The sequence below is a fragment of the Streptomyces sp. EDA2-14 genome (genome assembly GCF_054963755.1).
On the sequence record NZ_JBUEGE010000002.1, the window covers coordinates 203,675 to 230,626 of the forward strand.

The window sequence follows — 26,952 nt, forward strand, 5'->3', positions numbered from 1 at the left end:
CTTCAGGCAAGTTCGAAGAAACCCAAGAGCACATACGTCCAGCATGCAACGCATGACGACATTGCCCGACGGCCGCCCCGTCCCGCCCCCGGCCGCCGACGAACGCAGCACCCTCGAAGGCTGGTTGGACTTCCACCGCGAGACGCTGGCCGTCAAGTGCGCGAACGTGACGGACGCACAGGCACGCGCGCGTGCGATCCCCTCGTCGTCCCTCACCCTCCTCGGCCTGGTCCAGCACCTGGCCGAGGTCGAACGCAACTGGTTCCAGCGCGTCTTCGCGGGCGCCCACGACACCCCACCGGTGTACGAAACGGCAGGCCCGGACGCCTTCACCCTCACACCGGACCGCACCCTCCAGGACGCCCTCGCCCAGTGGCGCACCGAAATCGCCCGCGCCCGCCAACTCACCGCGACCGCCGCCCTGGACACCACCGGCACCCTCTCCCCGCGGGAAGCCGCTTTCACCGGCGACCCCCAGGTCTCCCTCCGCTGGATCCTCACCCACCTGATCGAGGAATACGCCCGCCACAACGGCCACGCGGACCTCCTCCGCGAGGCAATCGACGGCACCACCGGCTCCTGAGGACCGGCCTCGGCCCGTGGGTCCCCTCAACGCCGCGTAAAACCGGTTGAAGGGGGCCAGGGACCTTCCTAAGGTGGCAGGCACACAGAAGGGAGGTGGTTCGGCAGATGTATGACAACCGGACGCGTGAGGTGACTGCGGGCTAGAGGCCCGACGTCGCATCTCGAATTCGGCGCCGGACCAGCGCGTGTCAGTGCGCGCAGCCGGCCCAATCCCAAGCAGTCACCCGACCCGCGAGCCGCCGGTACGTCCGGCCGGCTTCCGACCGTCTCGTACGGGAGGAACCACGGCTCGCGGGTCGTCTGCGTTTCAGCCCTTGCTCACCGCCAGCAGGATCTCCGGCAGACGGTCCGCCGTGCGCGGGGCCGCGAGGCGCAGGCCCAGGAACGTCGCCGCCGCCCCGTACACCGCGCCGACCGGCAGCAGGATCCAGTTCCAGGACGCGGAGTCCGTCGCGTGCAGCGCGATCGTCAGGGCGAGGACGGGGGCGCAGACCAGGGCCGCCGCGACCATGCCGCCGAAGATCGATATCCAGGCGAGGCCCGCCTGCCCCGGCGCCACGTTCTTGTAGCCCTCCTGCGGGATCGAGTACGGGAACCGGGCCGAGGTCCACGCGCCAGTCGCGAGCATCGCGCCGAGCAGCGCGAAGGACAGGCCGAGGACTTCCGGGAGGTCCGCCCAGGAGTCCAGCAGGACCGTGGTGACGAGGACGACGAGCGTCGCGTACGGGAGGGTGATCAGCAGCAGTGCGTAGGCACGCGCGCGTAGTTCGACGTACGCGTCCCGTGGCGACGCGATCGTCGCGGCCACCATCCAGAACGCCGAGGTGTCCTGGCCGAACTGGTTGTACATCTGGATGCCGAGCATCCCGGACGCGAAGCACGCGAAGTAGACGGTGCCGGTGCCCTGGAGCGCGTTGAAGACGGGGACGATGAGGCCGATCGCGAGGGATGTGACCCAGGCCGCCTTGGTCTTCGGGTCGCGCCACACGTAGCGGAGGCTGCGCTCCATGACCGTCCCGGTCCGGCCCTCCGGCAGCAGGCGGGGGCCGGTGCGGGTGCGACGGCGGCCGGGGGTCGCGGCCTCGATCGTGGAGCCGTCGGGCGCCGTCATCAGGCGCGTCAGGGCGCGCCGCCAGAGGGCCAGGAGGGCCAGCAGAGCCACCGCGCAGAGCGCGATCCGCGCGAGCGCCGTGCCGTACGACCCCTTGCTCGTCGCGTCGACCGCCGCGATCGCCGACGCCGGGGGGATCCAGCCCAGGACCTTCGCCACCGGGTCGAGCGCGCCCACGCCGCCCGCCGCGCCGAGCCGCTGCACCCCGAAGTTCACGAGCTGCGCGCCGACGGCGATGACGAGCCCGCTCAGGACGGCGAGGTCGCGGCCCTTGCGGCTGGTGAGCAGGCGGATGTTGGCCGCCGCCACGGTCCGGGCGAGGGCGACGCAGGTGAGGACGGTGAGCGGCACCGCGAGCACCGCGACGACCGTGGCCGCCGCTCCGTGCGCCACCGCGTACGCGGCGCCGAACGCGAGGCAGAGGGTGAACAGCGGTCCGATGCCGACCAGCGACGCGACCAGGAGGCCGCGGACCAGTGGGTCGGGGCGCAGCGGGAGCATCGCGAGGCGGGTGGGGTCGAGGGTTTCGTCGCCGCTGGGGAAGAACAGCGGGAGCACGGCCCAGCCGAGGGCGAGGAGCGTGGTGAGGGGGATGCCGACGGTTGCGGCGTGCGCGTTGCCGTGGAGGAGGATCAGGCCGAGGAGCTGGAGCGCGCCGACGAGTGCGGCGGCGAGGAGCGAGGCGATGTAGGCGGCTCGCCTGCCGGCGGATTGGCGGAGGCCGTTGCGCAGGAGCGCGAGCTTGAGCTGTACGAGGACGGCTGTCATGGGTGGGTCCGCTTGGTGTGCTGTGACGTGGTTGCGGACTCGGGGCCCTGCCCCGGACCCCACGCCTCAATCGCCGGCGGGGCTTGATTGTTGCCCAGCCAGTCCAGCGTCCCTCCACTGTCCCGTCCGTGCGCTCCCACGAGGTTGAGGAACGCCTCCTGCAAGGAGTTCGCCTCGCCGCGGACCTCCGCCAGCGGGCCCTGGGCGCGGATGCGGCCGGCCGCCATCACGGCCACCCAGTCGCACAGGGACTCGACCAGTTCCATGACGTGGGAGGAGAAGACGACCGTCGCGCCGGAGCGTGTGTAGCGTTCCAGGACGCCGCGGATGGTCTGGGCCGAGACCGGGTCGACGCCTTCGAAGGGTTCGTCCAGGAACAGGACTTCGGGGTTGTGGAGGAGCGCCGCGGCGAGGCCGATCTTCTTGCGCATGCCGGTCGAGTAGTCGACGACGAGCTTGTTGGCGGCCCCGGCCAGGTCCAGTACGTCGAGGAGTTGGGCTGCGCGCTTGTCGACCTCGGCGCCGGGCAGGCCGCGCAATCTGCCGGTGTACGCGAGGAGTTCCCGGCCGGAGAGGCGCTCGAAGAGGCGCAGCCCTTCCGGGAGGACGCCGATGCGGGCCTTGACCTCGGCGGGGTCGGCCCAGACGTCGTGGCCCGCGACGTGCACGGTTCCCTGGTCGGGGCGGAGCAGGCCGGTGACCATGGAGAGCGTGGTGGTCTTGCCCGCCCCGTTCGGCCCGACGAGGCCGATGAACCGTCCTGCGGGCAGCGTGAGGTCGATGCCGGCGACGGCGGTCTGCTGCCCGAACGACTTCCATAGGTCGTGTACGCGTACGGCTGCGGTTTCCTCGGCCGAGGTCAACTGTGCCCGCCCTTCCTCGTCTTCGTCCGTCCGGGCACGATACGTCGGCCGTGGGCGGGCCACCGGGAGGCGCTACCTGCGTCGGCCTTCGCGCCCGCACGCGTACGCCAGCGGGGAGACGATCTCCTCCGCGTCGGGGAGCCAGCGGTTCGCGGCGGTCGGGCGGCAGGCCCACTGGGCGGCGCCCTGGCTGCCGAAGCGGGTCGGGGGAGCGGCGACGTACTGGCCCTCGCCGAGCGCGAGCAGGTCGAGGGAGGCCGGGGGCCAGCCCAACTTCCGTACGAGGTCGGGGACCTTGAGGGCGGCGCCGGGCAGCACGAAGAACTGCATGCGGCGGTCCGGGGTGCAGGTGACGGGGCCGAGCGTGAGCTCCATCCGCTCCATGCGGGCGAGGGCGAGGAACCCGGCGGTCTCCGGCACGTCGATCGCGTCGAAGGTGCGGCCCGTGGGGAGGAGGATCGACGCGTTCGGCTGCTTCGACCACAGGCGGCGGGCCACGGTCGCGCTGCCGGTCGCCTGGTTCGCCCAGTCGGGGCGGGCGGGGTGTGCGCCGGGGGCGGGGCACTGCGGGGAGCCGCACGAGCAGCGCTGGACGCCGTCGCCGATCTCCAGCCAGGTGCCGGGGAACACGTCCCAGTGGCGCTCCTCCGCGTAGCGGACGGCGGTGTCCAGGAGAGAGTCGCCGCGCTGTTGCGGGATCTGCCCGGCGGCGGTGACGGGTGAGGTGACGTCCGAGGTGCCTGCGATGGTCTCTTCCACGTCGTTCTCAACTCCCGCCGCCACGGAGGGTTACGGGCGCGGGTGCCGGTAGGGCGGGGGCATCGTTCTCGCACGTGGGGCGCATGGGTGCATGGGCGGGGGCGCGCGGGCGAGGCGGCAGCGGGTCGTGGGTAGTGCGGGGAGGTACCGAGAACGTCGACGCGGCGGGGAAGCGTCATGCGGGCGTGTGTTTGGCACCCGTTTGTGGTGCATCTTCCGTTTCCGCACAGGGCAGTGATGATCCAACGACCGGCTGTTGACCTGCAGTCGGACACCCGGACGGGCACAGCAGGGGGTACGTCATGGCCGCACGGCCTCTCGTAGCGCGACAGCCCAACGAACGGCTGCAGGCGCTCATTCAGGAAGCGGGCTGTTCGAACGCGGGGCTCGCGCGCCGGGTCAACATGTGCGGTGCGGAGCACGGGCTCGATCTGCGCTACGACAAGACGTCCGTGGCGCGTTGGCTGCGTGGGCAGCAGCCGCGCGGCCGGGCGCCGGGCATCATCGCGGAGGCGCTGGGCCGCAAGCTGGCGCGCACGGTGACCATCGACGAGATCGGGATGGCCAACGGCAAGAACCTCGCCTCCGGTGTCGGACTGCAGTTCTCGCCCACCGTGCTCGGCGCCATCGAGCAGGTCTGCGAGCTGTGGCGCAGCGACGTGGGGCGCAGGGACTTCCTCTCCGGTTCGACCGTCGCGTCGTCCGCGCTGGTCGAGCCGAGCAGGGACTGGCTGATCTCCGTGCCGGACTCGCAGGTGGCGCGCTCGGCCGGGCCACGGGTCGGGCCTTCGGACGTCGCGGCGGTGCGGGCGATGACGCAGGCGCTGACCGATCTGGACCACCAGTACGGGAGCGGGCACGTGCGCCCGGTGCTCGTGCACTATCTGAACAGTGTGGTGAGCGGGTTGCTCGCCGGCTCCTACCGGGAGGCGGTGGGGCGTGAACTGTTCTCCGCCGTCGCGCGGTTGACGGAGCTCGCCGGGTACATGGCGATCGACACCGGGCAGCCGGGTCTCGCCCAGCGGTACTACATCCAGGCGCTGCGTCTGGCGCAGGCGGCGGGTGACCGTGGCTACGGCGGGTACGTACTGGCCGCGTCGATGAGTCACTTGGCGGCGCAGCTCGGCAATCCGCGTGAGATCTCCCAGCTCGCCCGCGCGGCTCAGGAGGGGGCGCGCGGGCGCGTGACGCCGCGCGCTGAGGCGATGTTCCACGCCGCCGAAGCGCGCGGCCATGCACTCCTCGGGGACGCGAGGTCGGCGCAGTCCGCCTCCAGCCGTGCGGTTTCCGCCATGGAACAGGCGGACGGGCGGACGGACTCGGGGGACGATCCGGTGTGGATCGCCCACTTCGACCATGCGTATTTGGCCGATGAACTGGCGCACTGCCACCGGGATCTGGGGCAGTCGCGGGACGCGGCGCGGTGCGCGCAGGAGTCGTTGGACGGGCATCCGCCGTCGCGCGCCCGCCGCCGCGCGATCGGTCTGGTGCTGCTCGCGACGGCGCAGGTGCAGCAGCGCGAAGTGGAACAGGCCTGTCATACGGGACTTCGGGCCGTCGAACTGCTCGGCACGGTGCGTTCGAACCGGGGCATGGAATATCTGGACGATTTCAAGGAGCGCCTCGATCCGTTCCGGGAGGAGCCCGTGGTGCGGGAGTTCGGGGCGCGCATGGAGCTTCGGGCGGCGTGAGCGGCGTACTTGTCTGGCGTGGGAGGCGTGAGCTGTGTCATAACGGGCAAGCCGGTGGCCGGTTTTGTTAGTCGCGTCACTGGGGAGGCTTTGGGGATTTGAGGTGCGTAGCACGGGCGTACGAAGACCCGGTAGCGTGAGCCGACGATTCCGACCCCCTACGTAGGAGTCTTACGGTGACGGAGCAGAGCGGGCAGAGCGGGCAGGGCGAACGTCCGCACCTTCCGCAGGCGCGGCAGGCGCACGAAGGTGTCGTGCTGCCCGCCGACGGCGGCGAGCCCCTGTTGCCCGGTACGTTCGGCGACCAGGCGGGCCCCGCGAGCGCGAGCCCGTGGGGGCAGCCCTGGGGGCCCGAGTCCCAGCAGGCGCACAACGCCGGGCCGATGCCGACCTACGACGGGGCCATGCCCACGTACGAGTGGGGCCAGCCGCAGGGCGCCGCGCCGATGCCGCCCGCGCCGCAGCAGGACTACGGTGCGCTGCCGCCCCAGTCGTACGGCGGCGCCCTGCCGCCGCAGCCGCCCGCGCAGGCGCTGCCGCAGCAGTACGCGGAGGCCGGACCGCTGCCGCCCGCGGCGCCCTCGGGCCCCGCTCCCGGTGCCTACGACGGGGACGCCACGCAGTACATACCCCCGGCGGCCCAGCACCAGGCCGCCCAGCACCAGGCCGCCCACCACGCGGCCGGTCCCGCCCTGCCGCCGGAGGCTCCCGCCCCCGACGCCACCCAGTTCCTGGGCCGCGCGCAGCCGCTGCCCGACGCGGCGCCCGGCGCCCACGCGGGCCAGCCCGACAGCGAGGCCACGCAGTACATCCCCCCGGTGCCCGGCCAGCAGATGCCGGGTCAGCCGATGCCCGGCCAGCCCATGCCCGGCCAGCAGGCGCAGGGCCAGCCGATGCCCGGCCAGGAGCAGGCCTACGGCGTACGCCCCGGAACGCCCGGCGAGCGGCAGCCGCCGGCCGAGTTCGACGCCCTGTTCCGCACGGAGCCGGACGGCGGCAGCGGCGCGACACAGCAGATGCCGCGCTTCGACCCGCACGCGCAGGGCGGTCACGGAGGCCACGGAGGCCACGGCGGTCCCGGCATGACGCCGCCCCCGCAGCAGTACGGCTACGAGCCCGAGCCCCCGCGCGGCGGCAAGGCCCGCACCGGCTCCAAGGCGCCCCTCATCGCTGCGGTCGGCGTGGCCATCCTCGTCGTCGGCGTCGGCGCGGGTGCCCTGATCGGCGGCGGGGACGACGACAAGAAGACGGACGCGACGAAGAACGTGTCGAACGAGGCGTCCAAGTCCGCGTCGCCCTCTCCGTCCGTGGACCCGGCCAAGGCGCAGGCCGTCGAGCTCGACAAGCTGCTCGGCGACTCCAACAACAGCCGCTCCGCCGTGGTCCGCTCGGTGGCGAACATCGGCAGCTGCAAGGCGCTGCCGCAGGCCTCCAAGGATCTTCGTGGCGCCGCGCAGCAGCGCAACGACCTGGTGACGCGTCTGGGCACGCTGTCCGTGGACCAGCTGCCCGAGCACTCCACGCTCACCACCGCCCTCACCGCCGCCTGGAAGGCGTCCGCGTCGGCGGACAACCACTACGCCGCCTGGGGCGACCAGGTCGCCGCCAAGAAGAAGGCGCTGTGCAAGAAGGGCCACGCGCGCCCGACGAACGAGCGCAGGTCCGGGGACGCGGCGAGCGGCACGGCGTCCAAGCAGAAGCAGCAGGCTTCGAAGCTGTGGAACCAGATCGCGAGCAAGTACGGCCTGACGCAGCGCTCGGCCGTCCAGCTCTGATCCGACTCCGATCCGGCTCTGATCCGAAGCGGTCCCCTAGGACTTAGGGGACCTTGGCGAGCGTGTCCGTCACGTCCACCGAGGACTTCTGGGTCGCCTTGAGCCGCCCGTCGACGACCTTCTGGAAGGTGACCCGCGCATTGACCAGGCGCGGGAAGTCGCCGACCGCGGACATGTGGGTGTAGCCCCAGCGCAGTGGCGGGGTGAGCCCGCCCGTCGTCACCTTCAGGTCGTCGTCGAGGGCGGTGCGCACGGTGCGCGCCGTGACCGCGCCGTCGCCCACCGACTCGACGACCTGCCGCAGCACCTCGTACGCGATCCAGGTCGTCTGCACGCCCGCGTCCGTCGGGTCGATCCGGTTGTCGCCGAAGGCCTGCTCCTTGATCGCCCGGTTCATCGGGTCCCAGCGTGCGTCGTTCGCCGCCGGGTACCAGCTGGTGACGTAGGCGCCTTCGTACGGGCTCTTCGGGCCGCCGGTGCGGTCGACGACGGACTGGTCGAGGCTGCCGAGGACGGTGGCGGTGCGCACCGAGGGGTAGTCGTCGCGCAGCCGCCGGAACGAGTCGAAGAACGTGTTCGTGCGCTCGCCGAGCACCGCGGCGACACAGCCCTCGCCCTGCGGCGCCCGGCTCGCGGCGTCGAGCGCGCGGCGGGCCTGGTCGGCGTAGTCGGTGGCGTCGTCGGCGGCGAGCATGTCGACGGCGGCGGGGCGGTGGCGCAGCGCGAGACCGGCGTCGAGCAGCGGTGCCAGCTGGTCGCCCGCGATGGAGTCGGGGCGGATCAGGACGGTGCGGGCGCACGGCCCGGACAGCTGGCGACCGTTGCCGGCGAGGAGGGCGGGCTGCCCGCCGTTGACCGGGTACGACAGCGGGCTGGTGAACTCCGCCTCGGTGGCGCCGTAACCGCCGATGTACGGGATGCCCGCGGACTCCAGCGGGGGCAGGAACGCGTTCGAGTGCTGGCTGTACGAGCCGACGACCGCCACGACGTCGTGCTCGGCGGCGGAGCGGGCGCACTTGGCGGCGCCCACGCTGTCGTTGTGGTCGTTGCAGGTGAGGACCTTCAGGGTGCGGCCGCCGATACCGCCGTGGGCGTTGATCCAGCGCGCGTAGGCCCGCGCCATGGCGGGCATTCCCGGCATGTTCGTCGCCCCGGTCTTTTCGGAGGCCCAGGTCATCACCGTCACCGACGGGGGTTTGGCGCCCTTGGCGTCGCCGGGGACGAGCCCGCACCCGGCGAGGAGGGCGGCGCCGAGGAGAGCGGCCGCGGTGCGTATGTGGCTTCGGGGGATGCTGCGCTTACGGGTGCTGGGGCGCCTGCCGGTCATGTCCCCGCACGATTCCGCCGCGTCGCCAACGGTCGAGTGACCCGCGGTCAACGCGTGGTGACCATGAGGTGAATTGCGGGGGTCGTGCGGGGTCCGAGGGGTCGGGACGTACGATCGATGACCGTGCAAACCTCGGACAAGTCTTCCCGTCGCGGCCGTCGCTCAACGAAGATGGGCGGCATGCCACTCAACGACATGCCGTGGTGGCGCTGGCGCAGCAACGTGCGTTCCGCGCTGCACATGCTCTCCGACCCGTCGTTCCAGAGGGACGTCTGGCAAGCAGGCGTTGACGGGTACGGGGACGTGACCGACGCCGTGTACCGCCTCGTCGAGGACACCTGGCTGGACAACTGGTCCGCCGAGAAATACGTCGGGACGATCTTCCGGGACTCGCAGGAGGCGGCGCTCGTCGACTCCGCCGTGCTCCGGGTCCTGCGGATCATGCACCAGGTGGGCCCCGACGCCCCCGTCGCCGCGTACCTGAACCACGAGGGCTGGCCGGAGGCGGTCCGTGCGGCCCGCGACGCCCATGTGAGGCTCGCCACGAGCGACGGCGAGGACCCGGAGGGCTCCCCGCAGACCCTTGAGGTGCTGCAGATCATGACGAGCGCGGCCTAGCCCCACCCATCGGGCCCCTGCGGGGTCCCGGCCCGTGGGACGCGCGAGGGCCGGGGCCACGGGTGTGGGACCCTTGGCCCCATGAACGCGCAGTCCGCAACCGGCCCCGATCAGTACGTCCTCACCCTCTCCTGCCCCGACAAGCAGGGCATCGTGCACGCCGTGTCGAGCTATCTCTTCATGACCGGCTGCAACATCGAGGACAGTCAGCAGTTCGGCGACCACGACACAGGACTGTTCTTCATGCGCGTCCACTTCAGCGCGGACGCCTCCGTCACCGTGGAGAAGCTGCGCGCCAGCTTCGCCGCCATCGGCGACTCGTTCCACATGGACTGGCAGATCCACCGGGCCTCGGACCGGATGAAGGTCGTCCTGATGGTCAGCAAGTTCGGCCACTGCCTGAACGACCTGCTCTTCCGGGCCCGGATCGGCGCGCTGCCGGTCGACATCGCCGCGGTCGTCTCCAACCACACGGACTTCGCCGAGCTGGTCGCCTCGTACGACATCCCCTTCCACCACATTCCGGTGACGAAGGAGACGAAGGCGCAGGCCGAGCAGCAGGTGCTCGATCTGGTGCGGGACGAGGGCGTCGAGCTGGTCGTGCTCGCGCGGTACATGCAGGTGCTCTCGGACGACCTGTGCAAGCAGCTCAGCGGGCGGATCATCAACATCCACCACTCGTTCCTGCCGAGCTTCAAGGGCGCGAAGCCGTACCACCAGGCGCATGCCCGTGGTGTGAAGCTGATCGGGGCGACCGCGCACTATGTGACCGCCGACCTCGACGAGGGGCCGATCATCGAGCAGGAGGTCGAGCGGGTCGGGCACGATGTCACGCCCGACCAGCTGGTGGCGATCGGGCGTGACGTGGAGTGCCAGGCGCTGGCGCGGGCCGTGAAGTGGCATGCGGAGCGGCGGATTCTTTTGAACGGTCGGCGTACGGTCGTCTTCGCGTAGCGCCCCGCCGGGGTTGCGCTCTCGGGGCTCTGCCCCGGACCCCGCTGCTCAATCGCCGCAGGGGCTTGATTTGCCTACATCCGGCTCAGGCCCGCCGTCGCCGCCAGGACGTCCCTGATGGCCTCCCGGTCGCCCACCTGGCCCGCCGCGGCTTCCTCCGGGAGTACGTGGCCCGCGGCCAGGCGGCAGAATTCGACGCCGTCGAGGGCCACGTGTGCCACCTCCCGCTCGTCGGAGCCGACGGCCGCGGGGGAGTCGAGGGCGATCAGCCACTCGCCGCCGCCCGCGCCCTCGACCTCCAGGCGCAGGCTGCGGCCGGGGCGGCCCGCGGTGACCAGTTCCTTGGCGGGGGCCGCGAGGCCGCGGCGGCGGCGTGCCGCCAGGGAGGCGGGGAGCAGCCGGGCGGCGAGGTCGATCATCCGGTTGAGGTGGCGCGGGGCCGGGGCCTCGTACGGGTAGTCCACCGCGTCGGCGATGTCGCCCGCGTGGATCCAGCACTCGAAGGCCCGGTCGATCATGGCGTCGCGCAGCGCCAGCTCGAAATTGCCGTACGACACCGGGAGCTGGCCGGAGCCGCCGGAGCGGCCCTCGTCCGAGCCCGCGAAGGACACCGTGCGGATGACGGAGTGCGACTGCTCGCGCCAGGGCGCCCGCACCGCGCGGGTGGGCGGGAAGTAGGACGACTTCCAGTACGCCTTCGTGCGCGCGGTGGGGTCGAGGACCGCCGGTACGGGGTCCTCCAGGCCGATGGCGCGGGCGACCAGGCCGTCGACGCTGGTGAGGTGGGAGATCACCCCGGCGACCGTGGTCTTCTTGCCGACCTGTTCCGCGCCCTCGAACCAGCGCAGCCGCACCGGCGCGTGCCACTCGCCGTCGCCGATGTCCTGGAGCAGCGCGTCGAGCCGGGCGGTCTCGGCGTCGAACGGGGTGGCCCAGCCGGGGACGGGGATACGGGCGGGGCGCCGGCTGAGGCAGCCCTCCAGGACGCGGGAGCGCAGCATCGGGTCGAGGTCGAGGCTCTCCTCGGCGTGCAGCAGGCCCACGGCGTCGCGCAGCCGCAGCGCCTCCTCGGCGCAGGTGCCGCAGCCGCCGAGGTGGAGCTCGACGGCGGCGGCCTCCTCGGCCGAGCAGGCGGCCAGCGCCCAGGCGCCGAGCAGCGACTTGAGGACGCGGTGCTCCAGGACCGGCGGCTCGCTCGTCGGCACCGGAGGCAGCGGGCGGCCGGTGTCCTCGACGGAGGAGCGGGGAGTCGGTATCCAGGGCCGGTCGGCCGGGGGCTTTCCGGTTCCCTCGGGCTCCTCCTCGTAGGGATCGAACCTGTCCGGTCCGTTCGCCGCGCTCACGCCGGCCTCCCGTATCCGCGGCCGGGTGGCGCGCCCGCGTCGTGCGTCGCCGTCGACAGGAGCTGCAGGCCGAGGCGGAGCCTGCGGCGGGCCTCGTCCTCGGTGACGCCCAGGTCGGCGGCGGTCTGGCGGTAGTCGCGGCGCTGGAAGTACGCGAGGTTGAGCGCTTCGCGCAGCGGTGCGGGCATCGATGTCACGATGTAGTCGGCGCGGGCCGCCGCGGAGGCGTGCCGCACCTTGCGCTCCAGGTCCTCGGTGGTGCCCTGTCCGGTGCGCACGAGGGCGGCGGACTCGGTCTGGCGCAGGCGCTGCACCGCGTGCCGGTGCGTGAGCGTCGCGATGAAGGAGCGCAGCGGGCCCTGCTTGGGGTCGTAGGAGTCCGGGTTCTCCCAGATCTGGGTGAAGACGTCACGGGTGATCTGGTCGGCCGCCGTCTCGTCGTCGAGGACGCGGTGCGCCAGTCCGTGCACCAGTGAGGCGAACCGGTCGTAGAGCTCGCCGAGCGCCGCCGCCTCGCCGTGCGCCAGGCGCTGCTGCATTCTGCGGTCCCAGCGGGACGGGGTGTCCTTGGGCATGGGGCCCCCTCACCGACTGCCCGAACTTCTTGCCTCGTACTGCCTTGCCTTGTACTGCCTGTTGGGTACTGCCTGTTGGTGAACTGCTTGTCGTGTACCCGAATGTAGCCTTCGCCACCGGAAACGCACTCCCCTTTACGGCATTGTGCGCCCCCGAAGGGCAGTGGGTGATAAAGGCCATCCGGTCACAAAGACCAGACCGTGACAGAAACCATCCGGTCGTAAAGGACGCCTTGCCATAACGGCTTGGTTGCCCGGGGTGAGCGATTTGGTTCACATGTGACCGGCCAGGGCTTAACCAGGCCATATGTGATAGGTCTGCGGGAGTGTTTCATCCCAGTGCGGCAGGGCAGCCGCGCAGAAGAAACGTAGGGACAGATTCCGGATCGTCGATATTCCCGAACGAGAGGCGTTGCGCGTGGCGCTCAAGGTGACCGAGTCAGGGCAGGGCGACTGGGCCGTCGTGTGCGCGTCGGGCGAGATGGACCTCGTGACGTCCCCGGCGCTGCGCCAGCAGGTGCACGAGGCGGTGGCCGACGGCCGCCGCAGTGTCGTGCTCGACCTCTCCGACGTGCTGTTCTGCGATTCCAGCGGCGTCGGCGTGCTGATCGCCTCGCGCCGTCTGATGCGCTCCTGCCAGGGCCGGCTGCGGCTGATCCTGCCGGCACAGGGCGCGGTCGACGGCTCGCACGTGAACCGGGTCCTCGGCGCCCTCGGCGTCCGCCGCCTCTTCGACGTCTACCCGGACGTCGCCTCCGCGGTGGACGAGAACGCGGAGCCGATGTCCGCGTAAGCCCCTTCCGGGTAACGGCATGTACCGGATTTTCACCGGCCTTGACACAATCGCCGCAGTTCGGGGCGTGCGCGCGCGGGACCGTCGTACGCTCCGATGCGTACCACCATCGACCCGAGAGGCGGCCCATGAGCATGGACGAGCGGAGGATCGCGGCCCGGTTCGCCGGCTTCGACCAGGACGGCAACGGATACATCGACCGCGAGGACTTCTACGTCGCGGCGAAGGCGCTGCTCACCGAGTTCGGTGTCACGGCCCGCTCCGAGCGGGGCCAGGCGCTGTTCGCGGGGGCCGAGGCGTTCTGGCAGGGCATGGCCGGGATCGCGGACGTGGACGGGGACCAGCGGGTGACCCGTGAGGAGTTCGTGACCGGCGCCGTGAAGCGGCTGCGGGACAACCCGGACCGGTTCGCCGAGATCGCCCGTCCGTTCCTGCGCGGCGCCCTCGCGGTGGCCGGTGCCGAGGAGGCCGGGGTCGACACGGAGACCGCGCGGCGGGTGCTCGGGGTGCTCGGCGTCGAGCCCGATGTGGCGCGGGCCGCGGCCGCCGCGCTTGACGCCGATGGGTCCGGCCGGATCTCGGAGGATGCGGCCGTCCGGGCCTTCGCCCGGTACTTCACCGTCCCGGAATAGCCGCACCGGCGTTGCGGTCCCGGGGCTCTGCCCCGGACCCCGCGCCTCAATCGCCGGCGGGGCTTGGTTTTGCCGCTCCGCCCCGGGCCCCGCTGCTCAATCGCCGCAGGGGCTTGGTTGGGTCCCGTAGCGCTCGCGGAGTTTGTACTTCAGGACCTTGCGCAGTGTTTCGTTGCGGGGGAGGGCCTCCAGTACTTCCAGTTGCTCCGGGAGCTTGAACGTGGACAGGCCCTGTTCGCGCAGGTACCCGCTGAGTTCGGGCAGGGACAACGGGGCCTGCCCCGGCCGTAGTTCGAGCACCGCGCACACCCGCTCCCCGCGCTCCGCGTCCGGCAGGCCGATCACCGCCGCGTCCTGGACCGCGGGGTGCTCGTGCAGCAGGTCCTCGATCTCCTTCGCGGAGATGTTCTCGCCCTTGCGGATGATGACGTCCTTGGCGCGGCCGGTGAGTACCAAGTGCCCCTCCGGCAGCAGGTGTCCCAGGTCGCCGGTGATCAGGAAGCCGTCCGCGTCGAAGGCGTCCGCGGTCTGGCGCGGGTCCAGGTAGCCCTGGCAGACGGCCTCGCCCCGCAGCCGTACGTCGCCGTCGACGCCCGGCGGCACCTGTTTGCCGTCGGCGTCGACGACGCGGATCTCCATGCCCTCGGGCGGGCGGCCCTCCGTCGTCGCCAGGTTCTCCGCGGTGTCGTCCGGCGCCCCCATCGTGATCATCGGCACCTCTGTCATGCCGTATCCGTGGGTGAGTTGGACGTCCATCTCGCGGACGACCGAGTGGTAGACCTCCGGCGGTTTCGGGGCTCCGCCGCCCGCGAGCAGCCGCAGCGTGGGGATCAGCTTCGCGTCGGGCTGCTTGCGCTGTTCGGTCAGGAACATCGAGTAGAAGGCCGTGGAGCCGCCCGCCACGGTGACGCCGTGCCGCCGGTACTCGTCCAGTGAGTCCGGCATCGCGAAGTGCTCGAACATCGCCGCGGGGAAGCCGTACAGGAGCAGCATCACCGTGTAGTCGGGGCCCGCTATGTGCGCGTACGGGAACGCCATCGAGCCGACGTCGGAGGCGGACAGGTGCAGCGCGTGGGCGAGGCAGGAGCCGCCCGCGATGAGGGAACGGTCCGTGTGCAGCACGCCCTTGGGGTCGGACGTCGTACCGGACGTCCAGTAGATCCAGCGGACGTCCGTACCGGACGCGGGCGGCGGGGGCAGGACGGCCGGGTCGCCCTCCGGGAGGTCCTCGTAGGCCTCGAAGATGCCCCGGGCGCCGAGCCGCCGCGCCATCCCGGTGTGGTCGAAGCCGCGCCAGACGCCGGGTGTCGCGAAGAAGTCGGCCTTCGACTCCCGCAGCGCGAAGCCGACCTCGCGGTCCCGGTAGAAGGGGATGACCGGCGACTGCACCGCGCCGATGCGGGCGAGCGCGAAGGAGAGCAGGGCCGTCTCGATACGGGTCGGCAGCTGCCAGGCGACCACGGTGCCGGGGCGGATGCCGAGGCCGTACAGGCCCGCCGCCACGCGCTCGCCGCGGTCGCGCAACTCGCCGAAGGTCAGGGTGCGTTCGCCCTGCAGCAGCACCGGATGGTCGGGGGTCAGTTCGGCGCGGCGCTCGACCAGCTCCCAGAGCGTGCGGGAGGCGCCCAGGGCGTGTGCGGTGTCGGTCATCTCCATACCCCTTCACGGCAACTGCCGTTAGCTGACGGCATGTCAGATCTGGCTGAGAGCGTAAGACCGTGCTCCTTGTCGGTCCAGGGGTGCGGGGCTAGCCTGCTTTCTGACGGGTCATCAGATACGGCGAGGGGCTGAACACTCATGACGGAACTGCCGCGCATCGTCAGCGTCGACGACCATGTGATCGAACCGCCCCATCTCTTCGAGACCTGGCTGCCGGCCAAGTACCGGGACAAGGGGCCGAAGCCACTGACCGAGGGGATCGGCGAACTCGCATACGTGGCGGGCAAGTACCAGATCACGATGGACCCGGCGGGGCCGCCCACGGACTGGTGGATCTACGAGGACCTCAAGTTCCCGTACAAGCGCAACATCGCGGCCGTCGGCTTCGACCGCGACGACATGACCCTGGAAGGGATCACGCGGGCCGAGATGCGCCGCGGCTGCTGGGACCCCAAGGCCCGCCTCGCCGACATGGACCTCAACCACGTCGAGGCCAGCCTCTGCTTCCCGACCTTCCCCCGCTTCTGCGGGCAGACCTTCGCGGAGGCGCACGACAAGGAGGTCGCGCTCGCCTGCGTGCGCGCCTACAACGACTGGATGGTCGAGGAGTGGTGCGGGGACAGCGGCGGCCGGCTCATCCCGCTGTGCATCATCCCGCTCTGGGACGTCGAGCTGGCCGTCGCGGAGATCATGCGCAACGCCGCGCGCGGCGTGAAGGCCGTGACGTTCTCCGAGATCCCGACGCACCTCGGGCTGCCGTCCATCCACTCCGGGTACTGGGACCCGTTCTTCGCGGCGTGCCAGGAGACCGGGACCGTCGTCAACATGCACATCGGCTCCAGCTCCCAGATGCCGGCCGCGTCCCCGGACGCGCCGCCCGCCGTCCAGGCCTCGCTCAGCTTCAACAACGCGATGGCCTCGATGATGGACTTCCTGTTCAGCGGCGTGCTGGTGAAGTACCCGCGGCTCAAGCTCGCCTACAGCGAGGGCCAGATGGGCTGGGTGCCCTACGCCCTGGAGCGGGCCGACGACGTGTGGGAGGAGCACCGCGCGTGGGGCGGCGTCCGGGACCTGATCCCCGAGCCCCCGTCCACGTACTACTACCGGCAGATCTTCTGCTGCTTCTTCCGCGACAAGCACGGGGTGGCGTCCATCGACACCGTCGGCCGGGACAACGCGACGTTCGAGACGGACTATCCGCACGTCGACTCGACCTTCCCGAACACCAAGGAGGTCGCCCTCGACCACGTGAAGGGCCTCGACGACGAGACGATCTACAAGCTGATGCGCGGCAACGCCATCCGCATGCTCGATCTGGACCTCGACAAGCCCGGCAAGTAGGGCGTCCGGCATGGACCTCACGTACACGGACGAAGAAGAGGAGTTCCGGGCGCGGCTGCGGGAGTGGCTGGGCGGCGTGCTGCCCACGCTGCCCCCGAAGCCCTCGCCCGACGACTGGCCCGGCAGACGCACCTACGACATGGGCTGGCAGCGGCGCCTGTACGACGCCGGGTACGGGGACGTGCACTGGGACGCCTCGCCGACCAAGCGGCTCATCTTCCTGGAGGAGACCGAGAAGGCGGGCGCCCCCTACGTGGGCGCGAACTTCGTCGGGCTGCTGCACGCCGGGCCGACCGTCGCAGCCGAGGGCGACCCCGCGCAGCGCGACCGCTGGCTCGCGCCGATCCTGCGCGGGGACGAGGTGTGGTGCCAGGGGTTCAGCGAACCGGACGCGGGCTCCGACCTCGCCTCCCTGCGCACGCGCGCGTGGCGCGACGGGGACTCCTACGTGGTCAGCGGCGCCAAGATCTGGACCTCGCACGCCGAGGTCGCCGACTGGTGTGAACTCCTGGTGCGCACGGACCCGGACGCCGCCAAGCACCGCGGCATCACCTGGCTCGCCATGCCGATGGACGCTCCGGGAATCACGGTGCGGCCGCTGCGCACGCTGGCCGGGTCGACGGAGTTCGCCGAGATGTTCCTCGACGAGGTGCGCATCCCCGTCGGCAACCGGGTCGGGGCGGAGAACGACGGCTGGCGGGTGACCATGGTGACCCTGTCGTTCGAGCGCGGCACCGCGTTCGTCGGCGAGGTCGTCGCCTGCCGGCGGGTGCTCGGCGAACTGGCCGCGCACGCGCGCAAGACCGGCCGCTGGGACGACGCCGTGCTGCGGCGCGAACTCGCCCTGCTGTCCGCGGAGTTCGGCGCTCTGTGGCGGCTCACCCAGTGGAACGTGAGCGAGGCGCAGGCCACCGGTGGCGTGCCGGGGGTCGGCGGGTCCGTGTTCAAGCTGCGGTACTCGCACGCGCGCCAGCGCCTGTACGACGTCGCGGCGCAGGTGCTCGGCGGGGCGGGCGCGCTCGACGTCGGGCAGCAGTGGACGCTCGACCGGCTGTCGTCGCTGTCGTACACGATCGCCGCGGGCACCTCGCAGATCCAGCGCAACATCGTCGCCGAGCGGATCCTCGGGCTGCCCAAGGGGGGAAGGTAGGCGTGCATTTCCAACTGACCGAGGAACAGCGGGCGTTGCGCGAGGGGACCCGCGACCTCCTTGAGGGGCGGTTCGGGCGCGAGGCGCTGCGGGCCGCCCTCGACCGGGACACGCTCGACCGGGAGCTGTGGCGCGAGCTCGGCGAGGCCGGGCTGTTCGCGCTGTGCCTGCCGGAGCGCGACGGCGGCGTCGGACTCGGGCTCCCGGAGGCCGTCGTGGTGTTCGAGGAGTGCGGGCGCGCGCTCCTGCCCGGCCCGCTGGTGGCGACGTTCCTCGCGGCGGGCGAGGTGCCGGGCGCCGCGGCGGGCGAGACGGTGGTGACCGCGCCGTACGGGGCCCTGCTGCCGTGGCGGGACGAGGCGGACGTGGTGCGCGGTGACGCGGGCGCTGCCCGGCCGATCGCCTCGGCCGACCCGCTCACCCCCCTGCACGCCCTCGCCGGGCCCGCCCCCGTCCCCTTCGAGGCGACGCTCCTGTACGCGGCCGAACAGCTCGGCTCGGCCGGCCGCACACTCGACATGGCGGTCCAACACGCGCGAGAACGTGAGCAGTTCGGTCGCCCGATCGGGTCGTTCCAGGCGGTGAAGCACCTGTGCGCCGAGATGCTCGTACGGGTGGAGGTGGCCCGCGCCGCCGTGTACGCGGCGGCCGTCACCCGCGACCCGGTGGAGCTCGCGGCGGCCGAGCTGCTCGCAGACGAGGCCGCCGTGCAGGGCGCCCGCGACTGCCTCCAGGTGCACGGCGGAATGGGCTTCACCTGGGAGGCGGACGTGCATCTGCACCTGAAGCGGGCCTGGGTGCGGGCCGAGTTGGGCGGCAGCGCGAGGGGCGCGGAGGAGGTGCTCGCCGCCGCGCTCTGACCCCCGTACGAAGACGGCCGCGCGTCCGGAAAACGGACGCGCGGCCGTCTGAGCGGAGAGCCTGAGCAAGGGTGCACGGACAGTGACCGAGCGTGGTTATCGGGTTGTGTCCTGTACGAGGCTCGTCACGGCACGGAGTCGGCGTCCGGCTCCGGTACCTTGTGGCAGATGCGAGTGGTGCTGAACCCGGGCGACGGCGCCGGTGTTGCCTCCGAGGCAACTCCGGGGCCCGCGATGTGCGCCGCACACTGCGCAGGGCGGGGTTTCGCACCCGTCTGTTCGACCCCCGGCGAGGCGCGTCGCACAGTATGCCGTACGCGTACTCCTTCGCGCTGGAATATGCCCGAAGCGCTTGTTGGGGTGACTGTACGTCAACCATGCTGTGCCTCATGGGGTTCACGTTCCGTGATCCCTCTCACTGGACAGCACGGTAAGTGGCGCGAGGCAGTACTCCAGCGGTCCCGCCGGATTCGGATGGTGTGAGCGGTGCAGGTGCTTCAGGTTCAACTGGAGGTCGGGGCCGACCCCGCGGAGGTGGGGCGTGCTCGCAGGTGGGCGCGCTCGCGTCTCGCCGGTTCGGGCATAGAGACCGATGAGTCCTTGGCGGAGACGCTGATTCTGATCGTCTCCGAGCTGGTCACCAACGCCGTGGTGCACACGGGGCATCCCGCCGTGCTGCGCATGGCGCTGCCCAGCGGTGTCCCCGCGGCGTGCCTCGGCACGGTCCGCGTGGAGGTCGCCGACACCTGCGAGCGGCCGCCGACGCCGCGGCACGCGGACGGCGACGAGACGAACGGGCGGGGGCTCGAACTCGTCGACGGGCTCGCGGACCGCTGGGGCTGGCGCCGGGAGGGCGCGGGCAAGGCGATCTGGTGCGAGATCGACCAGTGTGCGGCGGTGTCGAGCGGCGCGCTTCAGGGTGTCACGTTCGAAGCGGTGTGACCGCGCAGGGAAGCGGCGCGGGCCCCTCGGCCGGGCCCGCGCCGCTTCCCGTGTCCGTGCAAAAGGCCGTGCGGAAGGCCGTTCAGAAGACGGCGACCGGGGCCACCGGTGTTCCCGTACCGCCCTTGAAGGGTTCCGGCATCGCCGACAGCAGGAACGAGTAGCGCTTTTCTTGTCCACAGGCTGTGGACAGAGATTCCAGATTCCAGTTCTGGCCCTGGAGCATCCCCATCTCGACCAGGTCGAGGGCGTGCACCGGCAGCCACAGGTTCTCGATCTCCGGCGGGAAGATCTCGAACGTCAGGGTGTCGTTGGCGACGGCCGCCACGTCCCGCGCGTGGAACCACTCGGGCGTCCGCACCGACAGGCCGGGTGACGGATAGCCGTACCCGTGCTTGTCCCCGGCCAGGTACACCTGGATCTGCCCGGTGCGTACGAGCACGATGTCGCCGGCCCGCACCGTCACCCGGCCGAACTCGGCCGCCTCGTCGAGGTCTTCCGGGGTGACGGCGTGGTCTCCCGGCAGCCGGTCGAGCCCCTTCGCCGCCGCCACGTCGAGCAGCACGCCGCGCGAGACGATGTACGGCGCCTTGTCGATGCCGCTGAACTGGGCGCCGTGGTGCGCGGTGATGGTGTCGGCGGCGCGGCCGTTGTAGAGCTTGCCGGAGTGCGAGACGTGCGTGAGGGCGTCCCAGTGGGTGGCCGCCTGGAGGCCCATCGTCACGGCGTCGTCGCTGGTGGCAACGGTCTCCGGGCCGAAGATCTCCTGGTTGATCTGCACCATCGTGTGGAACGGGTTGATGCGGCCGGGGATCAGGCCCGACTGCACGCCGTCCTCCTTCAGCGGCAGCGCGAGGGCGACGCGGCGGCCCGTGCGGACCTCGGCGGCGGCCTCGCGCACACAGTCGTCGGTGACGAGATTCAGGGTGCCGATCTCGTCGGCCTCCCCCCAACGCCCCCAGTTGTTCACGCGTTTGGCGATGTCGTGGAACTCGGCGGGCAGGGGCATCGGGTCCTCCCGGGTCTTGTGTTCCGGTATCTGACGGGTCGTAGAATCCGACCGGACTTGAAATCTAACGGGTCGTCAGAAACCGCGGGAAGGGGCCGGGCATGGGGAACTTCTTGGCAGGCAAGGTCGTCGCCGTGACGGGGGCGGGACGTGGCATCGGCCGGGCGGTGGCGCTCGCGTGCGCCGCCGAGGGCGCCAAGGTCGTCGTCAACGACTACGGGGTGTCGATGGAGGGCGGCGAACCCACGTCGGAAGTGGCGCAGGGCGTCGTCAAGGAGATCGAGGCGGCGGGCGGCACAGCGGTCGCCGTGGCCGACGACGTGTCCACCATGGCCGGTGGGCAGCGCATCGTGGACACCGCCGTGAACGAGTACGGGCGGATCGACGGGGTGGTGTGCGTCGCCGGGATCCTGCGCGAGCGGATGCTGTTCAACATGTCCGAGGACGAGTGGGACCCGGTCATTCAGACGCACCTCAAGGGCACCTTCACCGTCTTCCGTGCCGCGTCCGCCGTCATGCGCAAGCAGAAGGCCGGCACGCTCATCGGCTTCACCAGCGGAAACCATCAGGGATCCGTGGCGCAGGCCAACTACAGCTCCGCGAAGGGCGGCATCATCTCGCTCGTGCGCAGCGCGGCCCTCGGGCTCAACAAGTACGGGGTGACCGCGAACGCCGTCGCGCCCGTGGCCCGTACCCGGATGTCGGCCAATGTGCCGATGGAGCTGAAGGAGATCGGGGAGCCGGAGGACGTCGCGGCCTTCGTCGTCTATCTGCTCAGCGAGCGGGCCCGCGAGGAGAAGATCACCGGCCAGGTGTACACCGTGGCCGGGCCGAAGATCGCCGTGTGGGCGCAGCCGCGCGAGCTGCGCGCCGGGTACGCCGAGGGCGGCCCCTGGACGCCGGAGAAGATCGCCGACTTCCTGCCGGGAACGGTCGGCACCGACCCCATGCCCCTGCTGGAGCAGTTGCAGGAGATGGCGCGGGCCGCGGCCGCCAAGGAACGGCCCAACCAGTAACGGGGGTGGCGGGTCGTGGAGTTCGGCTTCGACAAGGCGGACAACGAGGACGCGGCCTTCCGCGGTGAGGTGCGGGAGTGGCTCGGGAAACATCTGGACGAGCGGTTCACGGCCGTCGTGGGGCGCGGAGGGCCCGGCAGTGAGCACGAGGGCGGCCCCGAGCGGCGCGCCTGGGAGCGGGAGCTGGGCAAGGGCGGCTGGATCGGCATCGGCTGGGACAGGGAGGGCTTCGGCAACCGGGTCGCCACGCTCACCCAGCAGGTCGTCTGGGCGGAGGAGTACGCGCGCGTCCGGGCGCCGGGCCGCTGGGGCCACATCGGCGAGAACCTCCTCGCGCCCACCCTGCTCGCGTACGGCACCGAGGAGCAGCAGCGCCGCTTCCTGCCCGGCATCGCACGCGGCGAGGAACTGTGGTGCCAGGGCTACAGCGAGCCGGGGGCGGGCTCCGACCTGGCGTCGCTGCGCACCTCCGCGACCCGCGACGGGGACGGCCGCTGGCGGGTGACCGGCCAGAAGATGTGGACGTCGCTGGCGCACGAGGCCGACTGGTGCTTCGTGCTGGCCCGCACCGACCCGGACGCGCGCCGCCACCGGGGCATCTCGTTCCTCCTGGTCCCCATGGACCAGCCGGACCACATCGACGTACGGCCGATCCGGCAGCTCACCGGGACCAGCGAGTTCAACGAGGTGTTCTTCGACGGCGCCGTCGCCGAGGAGCTCGTCGGCGGCGAGGGCGAGGGCTGGAAGGTGGCCATGGGGCTGCTGGCCTTCGAGCGCGGCGTCTCCACCCTCGCCCAGCAGATCGGCTTCGACGAGGAGCTGCGGCAGGTCGTGCGCACGGCCACTGCCGACGGAGCGATCCGGGACCCGCTCGTACGCGCCGGGCTCGTCCGCCTGTGGGCCGAGCTGCGCACCATGCGGTGGAACGCGCTGCGCACCCTCGGCGGCGCTCCCGACGCCGGTGCGCCGAGCGTGGCCAAGCTGCTGTGGGGCGGCTGGCACCAGCGGCTCGGGGAGCTGGCCCTGCGGGTGCGGGGCGCGGAGGCGTCCGTGGGGCCGCAGGACTGGACGCCCGACGCCCCGTACGAACTCGACGAACAGCAGCGCCTGTTCCTCTTCAGCCGGGCCGACACGATCTACGGCGGCTCGGACGAGATTCAGCGCACCATCATCGCCGAGCGGGTGCTCGGCCTGCCCAGGGAGGCCACGTGAGGGGTGTTGTGTTCGACGGCCAACAGGCCGTCGTCGTAGATGACTTGGGAGTACGGGATCCGGGACCGGGCGAGGTGCTCGTCGGGGTCGCGGCGGCGGGTCTGTGCCACAGCGACCTGTCGGTGATCGACGGGACGATCCCGTTCCCGCGCCCCGTGGTCCTCGGGCACGAGGGCGCGGGCGTGGTGGAGGCGGTGGGGGCAGGGGTGACGCATGTGGCGCCCGGCGACCACGTGGGGCTCTCCACGCTCGCCAACTGCGGGGCCTGCGCGGAGTGCGACCGGGGCCGGCCGACGATGTGCCGCAAGGCGATCGGCATGCCGCAGAAGCCGTTCGAGCGGGGTGGCAAGCAGCTGTACCAGTTCGCGTCGAACTCGGCGTTCGCCGAACGGACCGTGGTGAAGGCCGTGCAGGCGGTGAAGATCCCGAAGGAGATCCCGCTGACGTCGGCGGCCCTGATCGGCTGCGGGGTCCTGACGGGGGTCGGGGCCGTGCTGAACCGGGCGCGGGTCGACCGCGGCGACACGGTCGTCGTCATCGGCACCGGGGGAGTCGGTCTCAACGTGCTCCAGGGGGCGCGCGTCGCGGGCGCCCTGCGGATCGTCGCGGTGGACTCCAACCCGGCGAAGGAGGACGCGGCGCGACAGTTCGGCGCCACCGACTTCCTCACCGACGTGGGGGCGGTACGGGAGGTGCTGCCGAACGGCGCCGACCACGTCTTCGAGTGCGTGGGCCGGGTCGAACTCGTCCGGGCCGCGATCGACCTGCTCGACCGGCACGGCCAGGCCGTGCTCCTCGGGATGCCGGCGGCCGACGCGGAGGCGTCCTTCGTGCCCGCCGAGCTGTTCCTCGACAAGTCGGTGCTCGGCTGCCGCTACGGCTCCTCGCGCCCGCAGCGCGACATCAAGCTGTACGCGGACCTGTACGCGCAGGGCCGGCTGCTGCTCGACGAGCTGGTCACGCGGACGTACCCGGTGGAGGACTTCGGGAAGGCGGTCGAGGACGCGGAGGCGGGGAAGGTGGCGCGCGGAGTCCTGACCTTCTGAGCCTTCCGACGGACCTTCCGGCCGGGGCCTGAGACAACAACTGGACACTGTCGTACGTAAGTTGGTCACATGGGTGCGATGTGGACAACTTGTGTTAAAAGTGTGAACGAACAACTATGGGGTCCTCGTTCCCTCTCGCTCACGAAAGGGGCCCCACATGTCAGAAGCTCCGCCTCCCCTCTGGCTCCAGGGCCGGTCCGCGGTGATCGCGGCCGCGGAACCGGCCCACTGGCGCGAGGGCGTGCCGGACTACCACCTCTCGCACACGGTGATGCCGGGGCGGCGCACCACGCGGCACGCGCCCGGCTCCCTGGAGGCCGTCGTCGAAGGCGTGGTGCAGGTCTTCGAGATGGAGGTCTCGCACAAGCGCGACCCCGCGACCTGGGTGTCCATGGTCGCCGACCGCTTCCGTACGCGGATCAACGGCGGCCCGTGGGCCGACTCCGCCGAGATCGTCGAGCGCGGCAGCTACAACATCCTGATCGGGGACAGCGTCTTCTACGGCGCCGAGTCCTTCGAGTCCTCGCACGACCTGTTCCACGGGGCGTTCCCCGGCGGCTTCTTCTGGGAGGTCACCGAGGTGCTGTCCGGGCCGCCGACGATCGCCTTCAAGTGGCGGCACTGGGGCGTGTTCGAGGGCGAGTACAAAGGGTTCGCGGCGACCGGCGAGAAGGTCGAGATGTTCGGCATGAGCGTCGCCGGGGTCGACGACGAGTTGCGCCTGCTGGAGGTCGAGCACTTCTACGACCCCAACGCCTTCCTGGGGAAACTGACCGGAGGCTGCCCGGTGGCGCATTGAGGGCGGTGCCCGCGAGTGTGGGGTGCGGTGTCCCGGGGGTCCGGAGGGTGCGGTGCCCGCGAGTGGGGGGTGCGGTGTCCGGGGGGTTCCGCACCCCTTCCAATCTGACGGTGTGTCAGCTTCAATGGATCGCATGATGGGACACGCAGGGATGGCGGCCACCGTCGTCCGCTACCTCAGGTCGGTCGGTGCTCCCACCGCGGAGTCACCGGTGGAGGCGTTGCCGCGCCCGGATCTCCGGGCCGTCGGCGACGACGAGCGCGCGCCTGTGGACCCGGCCGAATTCCGCCGTGTCATGGGCGAGTTCGCCAGCGGGGTGACCGTGGTGACGGCGGCCGAACCGGACGCGGGACCCGCCGGCTTCGCCTGTCAGTCCTTCGCCTCCCTCTCCCTCGACCCGCCGCTCGTGGCGTTCATGGTGGCGCGCACCTCGACGACGTGGCCGCGGATCGCGCGGGCGGGCGCGTTCTGCGTGAACGTACTCGGGGCGGACCAGGGCGAGTTGTGCCGGGGCTTCGCGGTCAGCGGGGCGGACAAGTTCGCCGGTGTCGCGTACGACGAGGCGCCGACGTCCGGGGCGCCGCGGCTGGACGGCGCCGCCGCGTGGATCGACTGCGCCATCCACGCGGTGCACACGGGCGGGGACCACCTGATCGTGGTGGGGCGGGTGACGGGTCTTGGCGCCGCGGACGGCGGCGCGGGCCCCCTGCTCTTCCACCGGGGCGCCTTCTCGGCCCTACGCGACTGACGGAGCGGGGGCGGCGGCGGTGTCCGCCCGCCCGCGCCGGATCACCAGCGACATCAGCGCGGCCGCGGCGCACAGCGCACCCGAGGCGTACCAGACGACGTCGTACGAGCCGAAGACGTCCCGCGCCACACCCCCGAGGAAGGCCACGACGGCGGCCCCCACCTGGTGCGAGGCGAGCACCCAGCCGAACACGATGGCGCTGTCGTCGCCGTAGTGCTCACGGCACAGCGCGATCGTCGGCGGCACCGTGGCGACCCAGTCCAGACCGTAGAAGACGATGAAGAACAGCATCGGCGGCCGGACGTCGGGCGCCAGCAGCATCGGCAGGAAGAGCAGCGAGACGCCGCGCAGCGCGTAGTACACGGCGAGCAGCCGACGCGCCTCGATCCGGTCGGTGAACCAGCCCGACGCGACCGTCCCCACGACGTCGAAGACGCCGATGACGGCGAGCAGCGAGGCGGCCGTGGTCACGGGCATGTGGTGATCGTGGGCGGCCGGTACGAAGTGCGTCTTGACCAGGCCGTTCGTCGAGGCGCCACAGATCGCGAAGGTCCCTGCGAGCAGCCAGAACGGCCCGGTGCGGGCGGCCCTCGCGAGCACGGTCACCGCCCGCTTCCCCGCTCCCCGCACGGGCGCGGGCTTCGGCACGAACTCCTTCGCCCCGTACGGCTCCACGCCCGCGTCGGCCGGATGGTCGCGCAGCAGCAGCCACACCAGCGGGACCACCGCGAGCGCCGACAGCGCCACGGTCACGGCGGCGGGCCGCCAGCCGTGCCGGTCGACGATCCAGGACAGCAGCGGCAGGAAGACCAGCTGGCCCGAGGCGCCGGCCGCGGTCAGGAACCCGGTGACGAGCCCGCGCCGCGCGACGAACCACCGCTGGGTGACGGTGGCGGCGAAGGCGAGCGCCATCGACCCGCTGCCCAGCCCCACCAGCACGCCCCAGTAGAGGACCAGTTGCCAGGCGGCCGTCATCCACACGGTGAGCAGCGACCCGGCGGAGATGACGGTCAGCGCGACGGCGACGACCTTCCGTATCCCGAACCGGTCCATGAGCGCGGCGGCGAACGGGGCCGTGACCCCGTACAGCGCCAGATTCACCGACACGGCGAAGCCGATCGTCCCGCGCGACCAGCCGAAACCGCTGCCGGGATCGTGCAGCGGCTCGATCAGCAGCCCCGGCAGCGAGGCGAAGGCGGCGGCGCCGACGATCGTCACGAAGGTGACGGCGGCGACGGCCCAGGCGCGGTGGGGGCGGCGTCTTTGGCGGTCGCCCGGCTGCGGCTCCGCCTGCGTCGGTATCTGCGTCTCGGTCACTTGAAAAGCTTCTGGGATCCCCGGGCCCCGAACGAGTGGCCCGAATGCCATTGTTCGCT

General features: G+C 71.6%; 25 protein-coding genes. 16 read left to right on the plus strand and 9 right to left on the minus strand.

Annotated elements, in window-relative coordinates:
* Positions 1–52 precede the first annotated feature (52 nt).
* Positions 53–583, plus strand: a complete 531-nt coding sequence (locus tag ACY34M_RS07195) for a DinB family protein (protein WP_462716425.1) — start codon at positions 53–55, stop codon at positions 581–583.
* 309 nt (positions 584–892) lie between these two features.
* Here ACY34M_RS07195 and ACY34M_RS07200 read toward each other — a convergent pair whose 3' ends face one another.
* The 3 genes from ACY34M_RS07200 to ACY34M_RS07210 form a co-directional block, all read right to left on the minus strand.
* The gene (locus ACY34M_RS07200; RefSeq protein WP_462716424.1) at positions 893–2,464 is read right to left on the minus strand and encodes a transporter; all 1,572 of its coding nucleotides are present in this window, start codon (positions 2,462–2,464) and stop codon (positions 893–895) included.
* Complete coding sequence (locus tag ACY34M_RS07205) at positions 2,461–3,327, minus strand: ABC transporter ATP-binding protein (protein ID WP_462716423.1); 867 nt, start codon at positions 3,325–3,327, stop codon at positions 2,461–2,463. Before ACY34M_RS07205 ends, ACY34M_RS07200 begins: the two co-directional genes overlap by 4 nt.
* A 72-nt stretch (positions 3,328–3,399) precedes the next feature.
* Positions 3,400–4,086 (minus strand): bifunctional DNA primase/polymerase, encoded by a 687-nt coding sequence (locus tag ACY34M_RS07210; protein WP_462716422.1) that lies wholly within the window; start codon positions 4,084–4,086, stop codon positions 3,400–3,402.
* 302 nt (positions 4,087–4,388) lie between these two features.
* Here ACY34M_RS07210 and ACY34M_RS07215 point away from each other — a divergent pair, with 302 nt between their 5' ends.
* Both ACY34M_RS07215 and ACY34M_RS07220 read left to right on the plus strand, forming a co-directional pair.
* A complete protein-coding gene (locus ACY34M_RS07215) occupies positions 4,389–5,777 on the plus strand; it encodes a transcriptional regulator (RefSeq protein WP_462716421.1) in 1,389 nt (462 codons plus the stop codon).
* A 176-nt stretch (positions 5,778–5,953) separates the two neighbouring features.
* Entirely contained in the window at positions 5,954–7,552 is a 1,599-nt protein-coding gene (locus ACY34M_RS07220; protein WP_462716420.1) for a hypothetical protein, read from the plus strand.
* A 43-nt stretch (positions 7,553–7,595) separates the two neighbouring features.
* Here ACY34M_RS07220 and ACY34M_RS07225 read toward each other — a convergent pair whose 3' ends face one another.
* The gene (locus tag ACY34M_RS07225) at positions 7,596–8,879 is read right to left on the minus strand and encodes an ABC transporter substrate-binding protein (protein WP_462716419.1); all 1,284 of its coding nucleotides are present in this window, start codon (positions 8,877–8,879) and stop codon (positions 7,596–7,598) included.
* Positions 8,880–8,996: 117 nt separating this feature from the next.
* Here ACY34M_RS07225 and ACY34M_RS07230 point away from each other — a divergent pair, with 117 nt between their 5' ends.
* Together ACY34M_RS07230 and purU are read left to right on the plus strand one after the other, a co-directional pair.
* The gene (locus tag ACY34M_RS07230) at positions 8,997–9,497 is read left to right on the plus strand and encodes an SCO4402 family protein (protein WP_462716418.1); all 501 of its coding nucleotides are present in this window, start codon (positions 8,997–8,999) and stop codon (positions 9,495–9,497) included.
* A gap of 81 nt (positions 9,498–9,578) precedes the next feature.
* Positions 9,579–10,451 carry a formyltetrahydrofolate deformylase gene (purU, locus tag ACY34M_RS07235; protein ID WP_462716417.1) on the plus strand — a complete coding sequence of 291 codons (873 nt, stop codon included), beginning with the start codon at positions 9,579–9,581 and terminating at the stop codon, positions 10,449–10,451.
* Positions 10,452–10,525: 74 nt separating this feature from the next.
* On the opposite strand, the gene ACY34M_RS07240 is transcribed toward purU, so the two are convergent.
* The gene (locus ACY34M_RS07240) at positions 10,526–11,794 is read right to left on the minus strand and encodes a maleylpyruvate isomerase N-terminal domain-containing protein (RefSeq protein ID WP_462716416.1); all 1,269 of its coding nucleotides are present in this window, start codon (positions 11,792–11,794) and stop codon (positions 10,526–10,528) included.
* A complete protein-coding gene (locus ACY34M_RS07245; RefSeq protein ID WP_462716415.1) occupies positions 11,791–12,369 on the minus strand; it encodes a sigma-70 family RNA polymerase sigma factor in 579 nt (192 codons plus the stop codon). Before ACY34M_RS07245 ends, ACY34M_RS07240 begins: the two co-directional genes overlap by 4 nt.
* Before the next feature lie 412 nt (positions 12,370–12,781).
* Here ACY34M_RS07245 and ACY34M_RS07250 point away from each other — a divergent pair, with 412 nt between their 5' ends.
* Both ACY34M_RS07250 and ACY34M_RS07255 read left to right on the plus strand, forming a co-directional pair.
* Positions 12,782–13,162, plus strand: coding sequence for an STAS domain-containing protein (locus tag ACY34M_RS07250; RefSeq protein ID WP_462716414.1), 381 nt, complete (start codon positions 12,782–12,784; stop codon positions 13,160–13,162).
* 134 nt (positions 13,163–13,296) lie between these two features.
* Positions 13,297–13,794: an EF-hand domain-containing protein gene (locus ACY34M_RS07255; protein WP_462716615.1), complete on the plus strand. Its 498-nt coding sequence runs from the start codon at positions 13,297–13,299 to the stop codon at positions 13,792–13,794.
* Between the two features lie 96 nt (positions 13,795–13,890).
* Here ACY34M_RS07255 and ACY34M_RS07260 read toward each other — a convergent pair whose 3' ends face one another.
* The gene (locus tag ACY34M_RS07260; protein WP_462716413.1) at positions 13,891–15,444 is read right to left on the minus strand and encodes a class I adenylate-forming enzyme family protein; all 1,554 of its coding nucleotides are present in this window, start codon (positions 15,442–15,444) and stop codon (positions 13,891–13,893) included.
* A 147-nt stretch (positions 15,445–15,591) separates the two neighbouring features.
* Here ACY34M_RS07260 and ACY34M_RS07265 point away from each other — a divergent pair, with 147 nt between their 5' ends.
* The 4 genes from ACY34M_RS07265 (at position 15,592) to ACY34M_RS07280 (ending at position 19,746) form a co-directional block, all read left to right on the plus strand.
* Positions 15,592–16,794, plus strand: coding sequence for an amidohydrolase family protein (locus ACY34M_RS07265; RefSeq protein ID WP_462716412.1), 1,203 nt, complete (start codon positions 15,592–15,594; stop codon positions 16,792–16,794).
* A 10-nt stretch (positions 16,795–16,804) separates the two neighbouring features.
* A complete protein-coding gene (locus ACY34M_RS07270; protein ID WP_462716411.1) occupies positions 16,805–17,944 on the plus strand; it encodes an acyl-CoA dehydrogenase family protein in 1,140 nt (379 codons plus the stop codon).
* A gap of 2 nt (positions 17,945–17,946) precedes the next feature.
* Complete coding sequence (locus tag ACY34M_RS07275) at positions 17,947–18,804, plus strand: acyl-CoA dehydrogenase family protein (RefSeq protein ID WP_462716410.1); 858 nt, start codon at positions 17,947–17,949, stop codon at positions 18,802–18,804.
* 486 nt (positions 18,805–19,290) lie between these two features.
* Entirely contained in the window at positions 19,291–19,746 is a 456-nt protein-coding gene (locus tag ACY34M_RS07280; RefSeq protein WP_462716409.1) for an ATP-binding protein, read from the plus strand.
* Positions 19,747–19,828: 82 nt separating this feature from the next.
* Here ACY34M_RS07280 and ACY34M_RS07285 read toward each other — a convergent pair whose 3' ends face one another.
* A complete protein-coding gene (locus ACY34M_RS07285) occupies positions 19,829–20,755 on the minus strand; it encodes a cyclase family protein (protein WP_462716408.1) in 927 nt (308 codons plus the stop codon).
* Between the two features lie 101 nt (positions 20,756–20,856).
* Here ACY34M_RS07285 and ACY34M_RS07290 point away from each other — a divergent pair, with 101 nt between their 5' ends.
* The 5 genes from ACY34M_RS07290 (at position 20,857) to ACY34M_RS07310 (ending at position 25,576) form a co-directional block, all read left to right on the plus strand.
* Positions 20,857–21,771 carry an SDR family NAD(P)-dependent oxidoreductase gene (locus ACY34M_RS07290; RefSeq protein ID WP_462716407.1) on the plus strand — a complete coding sequence of 305 codons (915 nt, stop codon included), beginning with the start codon at positions 20,857–20,859 and terminating at the stop codon, positions 21,769–21,771.
* Positions 21,772–21,786: 15 nt separating this feature from the next.
* Positions 21,787–22,983, plus strand: coding sequence for an acyl-CoA dehydrogenase family protein (locus tag ACY34M_RS07295; RefSeq protein ID WP_462716406.1), 1,197 nt, complete (start codon positions 21,787–21,789; stop codon positions 22,981–22,983).
* On the plus strand, positions 22,980–24,029 hold the full coding sequence (locus ACY34M_RS07300; RefSeq protein WP_462716405.1) for an alcohol dehydrogenase catalytic domain-containing protein: 1,050 nt from the start codon (positions 22,980–22,982) through the stop codon (positions 24,027–24,029). Before ACY34M_RS07295 ends, ACY34M_RS07300 begins: the two co-directional genes overlap by 4 nt.
* A 157-nt stretch (positions 24,030–24,186) precedes the next feature.
* Positions 24,187–24,828 carry a SnoaL-like polyketide cyclase gene (locus tag ACY34M_RS07305; RefSeq protein WP_462716404.1) on the plus strand — a complete coding sequence of 214 codons (642 nt, stop codon included), beginning with the start codon at positions 24,187–24,189 and terminating at the stop codon, positions 24,826–24,828.
* 124 nt (positions 24,829–24,952) lie between these two features.
* Complete coding sequence (locus ACY34M_RS07310; protein WP_462716403.1) at positions 24,953–25,576, plus strand: flavin reductase family protein; 624 nt, start codon at positions 24,953–24,955, stop codon at positions 25,574–25,576.
* Here ACY34M_RS07310 and ACY34M_RS07315 read toward each other — a convergent pair.
* Complete coding sequence (locus ACY34M_RS07315; RefSeq protein ID WP_462716402.1) at positions 25,565–26,944, minus strand: MFS transporter; 1,380 nt, start codon at positions 26,942–26,944, stop codon at positions 25,565–25,567. The genes ACY34M_RS07310 and ACY34M_RS07315 overlap by 12 nt on opposite strands.
* Positions 26,945–26,952 lie beyond the last annotated feature (8 nt).